This window comes from Pseudomonas sp. MWU12-2020, assembly GCF_023100605.1.
Classification (GTDB): Bacteria; Pseudomonadota; Gammaproteobacteria; order Pseudomonadales; family Pseudomonadaceae; genus Aquipseudomonas; species Aquipseudomonas fluorescens_H.
Window position 1 is genome coordinate 123,640 of the sequence record NZ_JALMEX010000001.1, and the last position, 14,273, is coordinate 137,912.

At 60.6% G+C, this 14,273-nt stretch carries 9 protein-coding genes; 5 read left to right on the forward strand and 4 right to left on the reverse strand.

Annotated elements, in window-relative coordinates; translation table 11 throughout:
* Positions 1-165: 165 nt before the first annotated feature.
* The 5 genes from wecB to M0814_RS00765 are packed head-to-tail and all read left to right on the forward strand — an operon-like array spanning position 166 to position 8,587.
* Entirely contained in the window at positions 166-1,320 is a 1,155-nt protein-coding gene (gene wecB / locus M0814_RS00745) for a UDP-N-acetylglucosamine 2-epimerase (non-hydrolyzing) (protein ID WP_103485150.1), read from the forward strand.
* On the forward strand, positions 1,317-3,491 hold the full coding sequence (gene nrfB / locus M0814_RS00750) for a cyclic di-3',5'-guanylate-activated glycosyltransferase NrfB (protein ID WP_103485151.1): 2,175 nt from the start codon (positions 1,317-1,319) through the stop codon (positions 3,489-3,491). The genes wecB and nrfB overlap by 4 nt, the downstream gene beginning before the upstream one ends.
* Entirely contained in the window at positions 3,488-6,649 is a 3,162-nt protein-coding gene (locus M0814_RS00755; protein ID WP_103485152.1) for a phage receptor, read from the forward strand. Before nrfB ends, M0814_RS00755 begins: the two co-directional genes overlap by 4 nt.
* On the forward strand, positions 6,649-7,527 hold the full coding sequence (locus M0814_RS00760; protein WP_103485153.1) for a DUF4434 family protein: 879 nt from the start codon (positions 6,649-6,651) through the stop codon (positions 7,525-7,527). The genes M0814_RS00755 and M0814_RS00760 overlap by 1 nt, the downstream gene beginning before the upstream one ends.
* A complete protein-coding gene (locus M0814_RS00765) occupies positions 7,511-8,587 on the forward strand; it encodes a GGDEF domain-containing protein (protein ID WP_103485154.1) in 1,077 nt (358 codons plus the stop codon). Before M0814_RS00760 ends, M0814_RS00765 begins: the two co-directional genes overlap by 17 nt.
* A gap of 103 nt (positions 8,588-8,690) precedes the next feature.
* On the opposite strand, the gene M0814_RS00770 is transcribed toward M0814_RS00765, so the two are convergent.
* The 4 genes from M0814_RS00770 to M0814_RS00785 all read right to left on the reverse strand — a co-directional run bounded on the left by M0814_RS00770 (position 8,691) and on the right by M0814_RS00785 (position 14,142).
* Positions 8,691-10,250, reverse strand: a complete 1,560-nt coding sequence (locus M0814_RS00770; protein ID WP_103485155.1) for a TerC family protein — start codon at positions 10,248-10,250, stop codon at positions 8,691-8,693.
* A gap of 415 nt (positions 10,251-10,665) precedes the next feature.
* A complete protein-coding gene (locus tag M0814_RS00775; RefSeq protein WP_103485156.1) occupies positions 10,666-12,312 on the reverse strand; it encodes a phospholipase D-like domain-containing protein in 1,647 nt (548 codons plus the stop codon).
* Between the two features lie 172 nt (positions 12,313-12,484).
* On the reverse strand, positions 12,485-13,216 hold the full coding sequence (locus M0814_RS00780; RefSeq protein WP_177434751.1) for a VWA domain-containing protein: 732 nt from the start codon (positions 13,214-13,216) through the stop codon (positions 12,485-12,487).
* Positions 13,144-14,142, reverse strand: a complete 999-nt coding sequence (locus M0814_RS00785) for an AAA family ATPase (RefSeq protein ID WP_003225480.1) — start codon at positions 14,140-14,142, stop codon at positions 13,144-13,146. The genes M0814_RS00780 and M0814_RS00785 overlap by 73 nt, the downstream gene beginning before the upstream one ends.
* Positions 14,143-14,273 lie beyond the last annotated feature (131 nt).

Below are 14,273 nucleotides of genomic sequence, written 5' to 3' on the forward strand. Positions count from 1 at the left end.
AAGAGCCATCAACCGATGGCACTTTCGTTCCAAATTATCGGTAACACACAAGCCTCGGGTCGGATTGGACAAGCTCCATTCCGGCTGCTTTTCTTTTATTTCTCGGCAAGCGAACACAGGCGTCAGGTGATTTAGCCCGGCGTTGCCATGTCCCAGGAGGGATCAATGTCTTTCAACGTCATGATGGTTTTCGGTACTCGTCCGGAGGCCATCAAAATGGCCCCCCTGGCCAGGGTTCTGCGCCAGTGGCCCGACATCCAACTGAACATCTGCTCCACCGGCCAGCACCGCGAGATGCTCGCCCAGGTGCTCGACGCCTTTGAACTGACGCTCGACGAAGACCTGCAGGTGATGACCCAGGGCCAGACTATCAACGGCCTCTCGCAGAACCTGCTCGGACAACTCGATCAAGCCTACGAACGCGTCAAGCCGGACATCGTGCTGGTACACGGCGACACCACCACCAGCTTCATCGCCGCCCTCGCTGCGTTCAATCGTCAGCTACCCATCGGCCACGTCGAAGCAGGCTTACGCACCGGCAACCTGCGCGCACCATGGCCTGAAGAGGCGAATCGACGCTTGACCGGCGTGATTGCCGACCTGCATTTCCCGCCCACCTCCAAGACCGCCGCCAACCTGCTTCGCGAAGGTGTGCCCGAGGACAACATCGAGATCACCGGCAATACCGTGATCGATGCCTTGCTGTGGATGCGCGATCACCAGCAGCAAACCAACTGGCATCCAGCCGCCGACTCGCCGTTGGCTGTCCTCGATGATCAGCGCCGGATGATCCTGATCACCAGCCATCGCCGGGAAAACATCGGCGATGGTTTCCGCAATATCTGCCAGGCATTGGCAGAACTGGCCGAGCGTTATCCCGACGTTCAGTTCGTTTACCCGGTGCACCTCAACCCGCTGGTGCAGGAAGTGGTGTATGGCACGCTCTCGGACAAACCCAACATCTATCTGATCGCCCCGCAGGACTACCCGAACTTCGTGTGGCTGATGGGCCGAGCGCATTTCATCCTCACCGATTCCGGCGGCGTGCAGGAGGAAGCCCCGGCCATCGGCAAACCGCTACTGGTGCTGCGCGATGTGACCGAACGGCCATCCGTGCTGGAAAGCGGCACCATGCTGCTGGTGGGGACCGACAAGTCCCGCATCGTCAAAGAGGCCAGCCAGTTGCTGGACGACCAGGACACCTACACCCGCATGAGCCGCGTGCACTTCCCGTACGGCGACGGCCACGCCAGCGAACTCATTGCCACCCGCCTTCATGCCTGGCTGAGTGCTCGCTCGGCGGTGGGTAGCGACGTATGAGTCTGGGTTGGGTCGACTTCTTTGCGTATGTGCTGTTTGGTCTTAAATATGTGGCGATCGCCCTCGCCCTGTTGATGTTCATCCTTGGTCTGGATGACCTGTTCATCGACCTTGTCTACTGGTTTCGCAAGCTGATCCGGCGCTGGCGGATCTACGAAAAATTCGAGCGCGCGGACGAACAACGTCTCTACACCATCCCCGAAAAACCGCTGGCAATCATGGTGCCGGCGTGGAACGAAGTCGGTGTCGTCGGCGAAATGGCGCGCCTGGCCGCCTCGACCATCGATTACGAAAATTATCAGATTTTCGTCGGCACCTACCCCAACGACGCCGAAACCCAGGCCGACGTCGACGCGGTCTGCCAACACTATCCCAACGTGCACAAAGTGGTCTGCGCCCGCCCCGGCCCGACCAGCAAGGCCGATTGCCTGAACAACATCATCGACGCGATCCTGCGTTTTGAAAGCGAGGCAAAAATCCAGTTCGCCGGGTTCATCCTGCATGACGCCGAAGACGTGATTTCGCCGATGGAATTGCGCCTCTTCAACTACCTGCTGCCAAACAAGGATCTGATCCAGATTCCGGTCTACCCCTACGCGCCTGAGTGGAAAGGTTTTACCGCCGGGCACTATGTCGACGAATTCGCCGAGAACCACGGCAAGGACGTCATCGTCCGTGAAGCCCTGACCGGTCAGGTACCCAGCGCCGGGGTCGGCACTTGCTTCAGTCGAAAAGCCATCAGCGCCCTGCTCGAAGACGGTGACGGCATTGCTTTCGATGTACAGAGTCTCACCGAGGATTACGACATCGGCTTCCGCCTCAAGCAGAAAGGCATGAAGTGCATTTTTGCCCGTTACTCGGTCAGCGATCCGAAGCTGGCACTGGAGCAACCGTGGGTGTTCGGCATGAACCGCGAATTCTCCCAGGTGATCTGCGTGCGCGAGCACTTTCCCCGCGATCTGCAACACGCGATCCGGCAGAAGTCGCGCTGGATCGTCGGCATCGTGTTCCAGGGCACCAAGAACCTCGGCTGGAGCCGCAAGGGCCTGCTCAACTACTTCCTGTGGCGAGACCGTCGCGGGCTGATCGCCTATATGTTGAGTTTTCTGGTCAACCTGCTGTTCGTGGTCCTGATCGCGATGTGGCTGATCACCGTGATTTCCCCCGAATCGTGGCGTTATCCATCAATTCTCTCCGACAGTTCGCTGCTCTCGGCATTGCTTTGGCTCAACGGCTTCATGCTGCTCAATCGCCTGTTCCAGCGTGGCTGGTTCGTCACCCGCTATTACGGGCTGGTCGAAGGCCTGCTCTCGGCGCCACGAATGATGTGGAGCAACTTCGTCAACTTCTTCGCCAACGTGCGGGCCCTGCGTCAGGTCATGGCAATGGGCGACTCGCGACGCGTGGCGTGGGACAAGACCACCCACGAATTCCCGGCATTGACCAAGGCGCAACGCACACCGCTGGGTCATCGTCTGGTGGAAAAAGGCCTGCTAACGGAGGAACAACTGGAAGCGGCGATCACTAGCCCGGTGCGTCGGCGTCTGGGCCGCGAGCTGCTGTTGCGTGAATACATCAACAGCACCCAACTGGTACAGGAACTCGCCGAGCAGCTGGAACTGGAATGGGCACCGCTCAATCCGTTCAAGCTCGACCAGCGCCTGATCGACGCCGTGCCGCGCCGGGTCGCTTCGCACTACGGCGTACTGCCGGTCGCCGAGGAAGGCGACACTCTGGTGCTCGCCTCCGAAGGCCCGGTCAGTCAGGTATCGCTCGGTGCGATCAGCCGTCAATTGAAACGCCCGGTGCGCTGCCGACTGGCACCGCAGGGCCGCGTGACGCTGGGGATTCGCTACTGGTACGCCAGCCCCCGGCAAAGTGAGGAAGTGCGTCATATGCTGCAAGTGCTTGAGCGCCATCAGGACGATGAAGATCTGCTGGAACGCGTCAGTCGCCATCAGGTACTGCTCGGCAACCTGCTGCAGGTGCGCGGCATGGTTCCGCCGACTCTGTTCAATCAGGGGCTGATCGATTTCGACGCGGAACACATGTCCCTCGGCGAACACCTGATTTCCCGCGGCATGATCACTCAGGAAGTTCTCGATCAAGCCCTGGCCGATCAGGCCAGTGAACAACAAGCGGCTTACCGCATCGTCCGGGAGGTCGCATGAAACCAGTACATCGTCACACTTTATTGATGGGCAGCCTGCTGCTCGGCCTGAACAGCGCCTACCCGCTGCAAGCCGCGCCACTGAGCGATTTCGAACAGTTTCGCAGCTATCCCTACATGGACCGCAGCTATCGGGAAGCGAAGAAAGGCAACTGGAAAGAAGTCGAACGCCTGATGCGCCACCTGCTGGAGAAGGTTCCAAAAAATGATGAAGCTCGGGCGCTGCTGGTGGACGCCCTGGCCAAACAACGCCGCTACAAGGACGCCGTCGAAGCGTTGCCGGAACGCGACAGCGCAGCCACTCTCGACCTGCGCCTGACCTGGATCGAACAGGATCCGCCGAGCAGCACCCAGGTCGAGCAATGGATGGCAACCAGCGATCTAAACGACCGTGTACGTCTGTGGCAGGCCTACAGTTTGAGCCTGGCCAAATTCGGCGGCGCAGCCAAGGCCCACGACTGGCTGGCGCAACTGGCGCCCAGGGGCGATGACAACATCCTGCGTCTGGCCCGCGCCAACTGGTCTGAGCAACTGCGTGACTGGAGCGGCACCATCGATCAGTTGGCCCCGCTCGCGGCACGCAAGCAACTGGATGCCGAAGGCTGGCAACGTCTGGCCAACGCTTACGTGCAGCGTCTGGACGAAAAACCGTTGCAGCAACTGCTGCAACAGGCACCAAGCCCTGACGCCGCGCGCAAGGTACGTCTGGCGATGGTCGATCGCGCCATTGCCATGGGCCACGATCAACAGGCTCAGCGCTGGTTGCAGTCATTGCCCGCTGCGGATTTGGCGGATCCGACACAACGCCAGCGGCTGTGGGAACTGGCCCGGCAGACCGACGATGTGCCTACCGTCCAGCGCCTGAGCAACGACCTGCAGCGCCCCTGCCTGGAAACCGTCGACTGGCTGTCGCGCCACGATCCTGAAGCAGCGCTGACGCAGTTACGCAGTTGCCAGCCAACCGATGATCCCCAAGCATGGCTGGTACTCGCTCAGCGCCTGCAAGCCACCGATCTGTTGCAAAGCACGACCTTGCCGCAGCCATGGGAAAACCGGCGACAGGCACAACTGCTCGATGTCTGGCAGGAACAGGGGCAGAGCAGCAAAGTCATGGTCTGGCTTGCGGGGCAGGAGCAGACTCCAGCGGTGGTCAAGCGTCGCGCGCAACTGGCCCAGTCCATGGGTCGCCGTACCGAAGAACAAACGCTGTGGGAATACCACTACCGTCAGACCGGCGATCTGGCTTCGCTGAATCAGGCCAGTTTCCTCGCTCTCAGCAGCGGTGATCGTGCCCACGCGCAGGAGCTGCTGGAAAACGCCTATGACCGCTTCGGTGGTCGTCTGCCGGGCACCGCCCTGCAGCGTCTGGCCGGAATCTACGCGTCATCCAAAGACACCACGCCCGCACAACAGCGGCGGATGGCATCGTTGATCAGCCAGATCGACGGCGCCAGCCGTGGCCAACTGCTTGCGCAACTGGCGGAAAATGGTCAGTGCGATGCCGTGCAGCAAGCAATTGGCAGCCACCCGCAGGCCGCCGGCGATTATCGTGCGCTCGGCCGCTGTGCAATGCCGGACCGCCCCGGTGAAGCGGTGGTTTATTACCAACAGGCAGAAAAACTCGGCGACCGCGGCAGCCGTCTGCCGCTGGCCTATGCGCTGGAGGCCGCAGGTGACTCCGCTGGTGCCTTGGCGATCTGGCGCAGCATTCCCGCCGCCGAACTCAGCGACAACGCACGTCTGACCGCCAGCCGCAGTGCGCTGAATGCCGGTGATAGCCAGACTGCCGAGGGTTACTGGCAGCAAAGCACAACCCGCGGCGCCAATGAATGGGCACTCGGCGCAGCGATTGCCGATGCCCGTGGCGACCACGCCCAGGCGTTGCAGCGCCAACGTCAGGCTTTGCAGCAAGCGCCGGATGCCGGGCATTTCTATGCCGCTTCCGTCACTGCACAAAAGGCTGGCGACATGCCGCAAAGCAATGCCTGGCTGGCGGAAGCGGTGCGTCGCGATCCGAACAACCCGCGTTACCGCGCCGATTACGGCATGCGCCTGTCCGGCGCGCCGACTCGCGAAGAACGCGCCCGGGCGATTCCGTACCTGCAGCAGGCGACCCGGGATTTCCCCGAGGATTATCGTCTCGGCGAAACTTTGGCCTGGCGCTATGACGAAGTCGAGGACAGCGCCTCGGCGCGCAAGGAATTGCGCCGAATAATCGATCTGGAACAAAACCCGGTAGCCGCCGACGATGAAGACGGCAGCATGGAAGCCCGGCGCTATCGCCAGCGTCGCGCCCACGAAACGCTCTCACGGCGTGACAGTTTCACCCTCGCCAGCACCTGGTCGCCTGCCGGTGTTTCGACCAACGATTTCCTGCGTGACGACAACACCAAGGGCTCACGCCGCAGCGCCAGTTCACAGAACGTGCAAGTGGCGATGTGGGACCACGCACTGGGTGAAGAACCCAGCCGCGCGGGAAGCACGCTGTCGGTCTACGGGCGGGTTTTGCTCGGTGGTCAGAGTCGCTCCAGCTACGCCGAGTCCGCCGCAGCGGGTGTCGGCCTGCGCTACAAACCGTGGGGCACGCAGAACATCAACCTCTACGCCGAGATCTACAAGCAGAGCCAGTTCGATGACCAGGACAATCATGGCCTGAGCCTCGGGCAGATGATCAACCCGCATAAATTCTCGGATCAGCTCGACGATCATCGTCAGGACGGCCACACCACTACCGATTACCTGCTACGCGCCACAGCCTCGTTCCTCGATCAGGGCCAGTACCGCAACGATTGGCGTGTCGATGAAAGCGACTGGGATGAGCGCTTTCTCTATCTTGATGCCGCATGGTGGACCAAGGCTGGCGATCACCAGTGGTTGTCGCGTTTCCAACAGGGTCATGCGTGGAAGCTGCCGTCCAACGCCGCGCAAACGATCATGCCGTATGGCTTCCTCGAATTTGCCAGTCAGGACCCGAGCAACGACTGGCGTCAGGACCTGCGCACCGGTGTCGGTCTGCGCTGGCAATGGTGGTATGACGATGACCGCTACAACGCTTACCGTTCGAAACTGACAGTGCGCACCGAGTACCAGCAATCGCTGGGCGGCAATCTGTATGACGGCGGCAACGGTGTGCTGCTGGGCGTGGAGTGGAATTTCTGATGGCGCGCTGGATGCTGTTTTTCTGCCTGATGCTGGGCGCAGTGGTCGTGCGTGCTGACGAGCGCGTGTTTTATCAACCGCTGAATGTCGATGCCAGCCTCAGTCAGGCGCAGTGGCAACAAATCTGGCGAGACACCGCCCGCCAAGGCATCAGCACAGTGATCGTGCAGTGGACCGCTTATGGCGATTCGGACTTTGGCGGCGCCAGTGGCTGGCTCGCCAACAGCCTGAAACTGGCTCGAGAACAGGGTTTGCAACTGGTGCTCGGGCTGAAGATGGATCCGGCCTACTACCAGCGTATCGACGAACTGGATACCGCCGGGCTCGCCACCTACTGGCAGGCACAGTTGGGTCAGTCACTGGCGCAACAGCAAACACTGCGCAAGGACTGGAAATTGCCTGTCAGTGGCTGGTATTTGCCGATGGAACTGGATGACTTCCACTTCCTGGCGGCCGATCGCCGAGCCACGTTACAACGACAGCTCAAGGCTTTCGCCGGCAAGCTCGACGCACCGCTGCACATCAGTGCGTTCAGCGCCGGCAAACTCGCACCGACGGTCAATGGGCAATGGCTGGGCGAGCTGAGTGGCGCCGATATTCAGGTGTGGTGGCAGGATGGTGCAGGCACAGGCAAATTGTCACCGCTGGTGCGCAATGGCTATGCCAGCGCTCTGCCCTGCTCCGTGGGTATTGTGCGCGAGGCATTCCGTCAGGTCAGTGCCGAGGGCCAGCCGTTTCGTGCCGAACCTGCGCTGCCCGATGCGGCATCCACCGGCTGTCACGTCAGCGCTGTGTTTTCCCTGCGTTACCGCCCTTGGGCTCGGGTGATCCTCGACAACCAGCGCAAACAGCAAGGCAGCAATGTACAGACTCGTTGAAGAGCAGGTACTGAAGAAAACCGCGCCCGCCGAGTTGCGGGCCGAGTTCATCCAGCATGAATTCGAACGGCTGCACACGTTCAGTCTGCTGATCTACGTCGCGAGTTTCGCCATCTGGCTGGTGTTCGATCTGGTCGTCAGCTTCCTCGGCGAACAGGGATTCACCTGGCGCTCGATGGCCTTCATCACTTTTTTTTCAACGTTGACCGTCGTCATGGGGTTCACCCACAAGGCTCGCCATTTCGACGTGATCACGCTGCTGTTCGTACTGGGCCTGACTGTGGGCGTGCGGCTGATCATCACCGGCGTTCCACTCGCGGTTCACAGCTCATGGCTGGTACTCGCCGCGGCGAGCATGCTCTACAGCGTATCGGTGCTGCCACTGAGTCGCTGGGCATTTTTCGCGACGCAAGCCATCATCTGGCTGGTACTCAACCCGTTCATCAACACCCCCACCACCCTGATTGAACTCCGCGGTGTGATGACCGCCTGCTACAGCGTGTTTCTCTGCTCGTTGAGCATCTACACCTTCCTCAAACTGCGTGAGGCCAAGCTCTACAACTACATCATGTCCAGGCTGCTGCTGGATCAGGCCTACAACGACACGCTAACCGATATCCCCAATCGCCGATCGTTCATGACCGTCGCGCAAAACCACCTGAAAACAGTTCCCCGCCAGCATGATCATTACCTGGCGATGATCGACATCGACAACTTCAAGAAAGTAAATGATGTGTACGGTCACGACATTGGTGATGAAGTGCTGAAGCGCGTGGCAGCCGATATCAAAACGGTGATGGCGCAGCACGATTTCGCGCGTCTGGGTGGCGAGGAGTTTGCGATTTATCTGGCGGATGTGCGGCGCGAGGATGTCGAGGCGCTGGCTGGCGAGTTGTGCCGGGTGGTTCGCGAGCAACCGACACAGCACCCGGTCACGATCAGCATGGGTGTGGCACGGGTGGAAGATGGCGACACCTTGAATCAGGCACTGATCAAGGCGGATGAAGCGTTGTATGAGTCAAAGCATTCGGGCAAGGATCGCTTTACTTTTCATCAGTGATTTTATGGCGCAGGACAGATTGCATTCGCGAGCAGGCTCGCTCCCACTGTGGAATGTTTTCCAGAGTGGGAGCGAGCCTGCTCGCGAAAGGAGCGCCCAAGGATTACTCGATTTCACGCACCAGCAACACCCGCGTCACCCGCCGCTCCTCCACCGCCATCACGGTCATCTGCCAGCCCTCGCACTGCAATCGATCGCCAATCATCGGCAAGCGGTCCAGCAGGCTCATCACCAACCCGGCCAGCGTTTGGTAATCCTCTGTTGGCTGCGCACCAAACCCGGTACGTTGGCGAACACGAGTCAGGTTCAACGCACCGTTGACGATGAACCCGCCCTGCTCTTCGATCACATCCGGACCTTCGATTTCGCTGGCATCGGGCAATTCGCCGGCAATCGATTCGAGGATATCGGTCATGGTCAACACGCCGACGAAGTCACCGAACTCGTTGACCACGAAGGCAATGTGGGTCGACGCCGCACGCATCTGCTCCAGCGCATTAAGGATCGAATAGCTGTCGAGCAGGTTGATGGTCTTGCGCGCCAAGTGCTCCAGGTTCGGCTCGGCACCGGCCAGGTATTCCTTGAGCAGTTCCTTCTTGTGCACGAAGCCCAAGGGCTCATCCACCGCGCCGTTGCGAATCAGCGGCAGACGTGAATACGACGAGTGCATCAATTTTGTGCGAATCGTCTCGGCGTCGTCGGCCAGATCGATGGTGTCGACGTCGGCGCGCACGGTCATCAAGTTCCGAATCGGACGCTCGGCCAGTTGCAGCACGCCACTGATCATCACCCGCTCACGGCGGTCGAACAGCTCCGCACTCGGTGCTTCGCCGTCATCCAGCAGGTCAGAGATTTCCTCGCCGACCTCCTCCACTTCCAGCTTGCGCCCGCCCAGCAGACGCATCACCGCATGGGCCGTACGCTCACGTATGGGGCGCAGGCCTTGCATCAAACGTTTGCGCCGGGCCCGGGCAATCTGGTTGAACACCTCGATCAGGATCGAGAAACCAATCGCCGCGTACAGATAGCCTTTCGGGATGTGGAAGCCCAGGCCTTCGGCCGTCAGGGCAAAACCGATCATCATCAGGAAGCCCAGACACAGCATGATCACCGTCGGGTGCGCGTTGACGAAGCGGGTCAACGGCTTGCTGGCGACGATCATCAGACCGATGGAGATGATCACCGCGATCATCATCACCGCCAGTTCATCCACCATGCCGACGGCGGTGATTACCGCGTCCAGCGAGAACACCGCGTCGAGCACCACGATCTGCGCGACGATTGGCCAGAACAGCGCGTAAGCGGCGTTGCTCGAGCGCTGGCCGACGTGGCCTTCGAGTCGTTCGTGCAGCTCCATCGTCGCCTTGAACAGCAGGAACACACCACCGAACAGCATGATCAGGTCACGGCCGGAGAAGCTCTTGTCGAATACTTCGAACAACGGCTGCGTGAGGGTGACCAGCCAGGAAATACTCGCCAACAGGCCCAGACGCATGATCAGCGCCAGCGACAGGCCGATGATCCGCGCGCGATCGCGCTGATGCGGCGGCAGTTTGTCCGCCAGGATTGCGATGAACACCAGGTTGTCGATACCCAGCACCAGTTCCAGCACGATCAGAGTCAACAAGCCTAACCAGGCCGTGGGATCCGCTAACCATTCCATAAAATGTCTTGATCTCTCTTCAGTGAATTCAGGCTGCCGGGCACGGCAAAGTGCAACGCGAAGGCTCTGATGCCGCGTTGTCAACGATAGTCGGGAGTCGGAAAACCGGATGCTGCGAGTGCGTCAAGACCGCGCCATGGCGCGAGGAGAAAGTACGACTGGGAGGCTCCGAGAGGGTGTTCATGCAAATCCTGAATGAAAAATGGCCTTGGAGCGTACAGGCTCAGGGCACATTTTCTACAGCGGCAAATCATTTCAAAATCTGTAAGAGCACAAGAAATGTGTTTTTCCTGTTGGCCCTTTCGCGAGCAAGCCCGCTCCCACAGGGGTTATTCGTCGGACGCAAGTTCTGAGTTCAAAGAGGGGCCAATGTGGGAGCGGGCTTGCTCGCGAAGGGGTCATCAAACACGCCAGATCATCGCCCGGCAAAACGCAACCGCGACAACTGCCGCAAATCCCCTTCCACGTAATAATCGTTGGTCCAGCTGTCATCCACCGCCAACGGACTCACCTGCTTGAGCTCGAGTTTTTTCGCGAAATAGCGAAAACGGTAATGCTCATAGAAACGCAGCAACTCCAGGCCATAGCGGTCAGCCAGATCGGTGTCGCCACGAATGATCAGGAAGTTCTCGTCATTGCCGTTACTGGCTGACGTACTGAGGTTGTGACTGCCGCTGATGATGGTCGGCGCATCGGAGGTGAAGTCGGTGACCACGGCTTTGGTGTGTACCAGCAGGTTGCCCTTCTGACCTTTCATGCTTTCCTTGAGCCAGCCTTCCAGCCCGGTATTGAGTAATGCCGTGGCGGCGAATTCGGCTGTGCGGTCGGCATGAAACCCGGTGATGCTGCTCGCGGTGTTTTGCAGACCGTAACGCAGGATGTCGTCATGCGGTTTGCCGAGCAGCGCGTTGAGAATCATGTCCGGCAGGGTAAAAGCCGTAACGAACAACACGTCCTTTTTGGCCGCCTCGATGATCTCGACGAACTCACGCAAATCGCCACCACCGCTGCGTGGCGAAAACCCGGCAAACAGCGGCTGCGTTGGGTCCATCGGGTTATGTTGAGTAATCCAGGTACGCGTCGCGCCGACATCGGTGGGGTTGGCCCAGACTTCTTCGAAGGTTTGCAAATAACGCGTGGCAATCGTCACGTCGTCGAGCGTATGCACCACGTTGGCCTGGCGATACACGCCATTGGCAGTGAAATTGGTACTGCCGCACAGCACCGCCTGCGGTTGGCGCTGCCCGCTGCCATCGACACGGCTGAGGACAATAAATTTATCGTGGAAGATCTCATGAGTGACGCGGGCGCGCTTGTTTGCCGCCGGCAACTTCGCCAGGTTCGCTTCGTTCAGGACGGTATCGGAATCATCAGGTCGAGCGTGGTACAGCACACGCACTAGAACCCCGCGGGCGAACGCTGCGTTCACCGCATCGATGATCGCCTGCAACTGATACTCGTAGATCGCGATATCCAGCGCCCAATTGGCGTCGACAGCGCGCTCGATGTACCCAAGCAAACGCTCCAGCAGACCGTTCTCCAGCCACAGTCGTGCCGCATCGGGCCAGGCTTCGATGGGCAGGTTCTTGTTGGCGCTGATCTGCGCGTCGAGGTCGGGAAACTTGCGCTGGAAGGCCTGACTGGCGGCCACGGCGCGGTTGAAGATCACGCTTTGATTGGCCGGATGATCATCGTCACTGGTGATGCTCAGCTCCAGCGATTCGCCCAGTTGCGGTGCATCCGCTGTGCCGTAGGCCAGATGCACGCGATAGTGCATCGTTGTCCCCGGTTCCACCGCGTAATCGGCCCAGCGGAATTTCTGCAAAGGGGCCTTATCGCTGGGTGTGGCGTGATACTGGGGGAAAGTGTGAGCCTTGCCGGGAAACGTCAGGCTGTTGAACAGAAACAACCACGGCTTGTCACCCTGCTGCTTCTCGATGGCGAAGCCGAGCAGGCCTTTGCGTCGGGGCTCGGCCAGGTCCATGGCGAGCAACACGCCGTTGGTGCCGGCGTAGGCTTTGACGCGAAAATCGTCCTGAGGATTGGCGACCAGTACCCGCATGATTCACTCCTTGTGATTGGGCTGGGGTGGAGCATAGAGCAGCGCTGCAAGTTTTGATGAAATCCGTTTGAACCGAGGTGACCTCTTCGCGAGCAAGCCCGCTCCCACAGGTCAAGCAGCGTTCACATTCCTTGTGGGAGCGGGCTTGCTCGCGAAGAGGCCCGCTCAGGCATCACAGATCATCAATGTGCCGATAATCCGCATTCAGCGCCGCCGCTAATTCCCGCGCCCGTGCCAAACGGATGGGCCCACGCTCAATGTCGATCAACAATCCCGGACACTCCAGCGCCGGCATCGACGGCAAGGCTTTCAAACGCCCATCCGTGACCACCAGCAAGCGCTGCTGCTCGGCCGGAAAACGCTTTTGCCGCTGCACCAGCCACTGCTGCGCCTGCGCCAAGGCCGCCACCAATGGCGTGCCGCCGCCAGCGCCCAACGCCTCCAGCCAGGTGCGCAAGCCACTCGACGCCTTCAGACCCTGAACCTGCCATTTCGGCGTGGTACCGCTGGCGGTCAACAGTGCCAGTCGTGCCCGTTGCCGATAAGCGTCATCGAACAATTGTGCGAGCAGGCCTTTGGCATCACTTAATGCCTGATGCCGACGCGTCGAAGCCGACGCATCGACAATCACCAGCCACAACTCATGGGGCGAACGAGTGCGCAACTGGAACTGCAAGTCCTCACGGGTTTGCGGGCGGCCGTTGAGCAGCGTTCCCGGCCAGTTCACCAGGCCGCTGCGCGCGGCGTGACGCTTGCCCTGGCGTCCGTGATCGAGGCGTCCGGCGCGGGGTCTGGCATTCGCCCCCGCGTCGGATCGGGGACGAATGCCGGTTACTTTTTTGGCCAGCTCGGCACTTCGCGGCGGGCACCCGTGGCCAGTGCCGGGGCCGGCATGTCGCCCCACTGCCCCTGCCCCTCGCTCGGGTCGATTTGGGTATTGGCCGAGGTTTGCGCGGGTGGCTGCGGACTGGAAGAAGAGGACTCTTTACGGCGATGACGCAGGGCGAATTCCGCTACTGCGTCGATATCCTGCTCGGCAATCGCTTCAGCGCCGCGCCACGCCGCGTGAGCACGGGCGGCGCGCAGCCAGACCAGATCGGCACGCAAGCCATCGACGCCGGCCGCAAAGCAACGCTCGGTGATGCTCGCCAACGCATCGTCGTCCAGCGGAATGCTCGCCAAGGCGATGCGCGCCTGTTCGCAGCGTTCGCGCAGCGCTTGCTGCTGTGCTTCCCACTGCGCGCAGAACGCCTGTGGATCGCTGTCGAAATCCAGTCGGCGGCGGATAATCTGCCCGCGTTCGGTCGGCGCGGTGTGGCCGCTGAGGGCGACGTTCAGGCCGAAACGGTCAAGCAGCTGTGGCCGCAATTCGCCCTCTTCCGGGTTCATCGTGCCGATCAAGACGAACCGCGCCGAATGCCGATGGGAGATGCCGTCACGTTCGATCAGGTTGGTGCCGCTGGCCGCCACATCAAGCAGCAGATCCACCAGATGATCGGGCAGCAGGTTCACTTCATCGACGTAGAGCACACCGCCGTCAGCCTTGGCCAATACTCCGGGAGAAAACTGCGCACGGCCTGCGCTCAGCGCCGCGTCGAGATCGAGGGTGCCGACCAGACGCTCTTCGGTGGCGCCCAGCGGCAGCGTGACGAACTGCCCGCTCGCCAACAGATCGGCGAGGCCACGGGCCAGGGTCGATTTGGCCATGCCGCGCGGGCCTTCGATCAGCACGCCACCGATTTTCGGGTCGATGGCGGTGAGGCACAGCGCGAGTTTCAGGTCATCGGCGCCGACCACGGCGGAGAGCGGGAAATGCGGGGTGTCGGTCATCTTCAATACTCGGTCATGGTCGGTGATCTTTCGAAAATCGTTGGGAGCCACGTTGATCCCTGTGGGAGCGAGCCTGCTCGCGAAAGCGGTGTGCCAGCTACAAAAATACTGTCTGACACGACGCCTTCGCG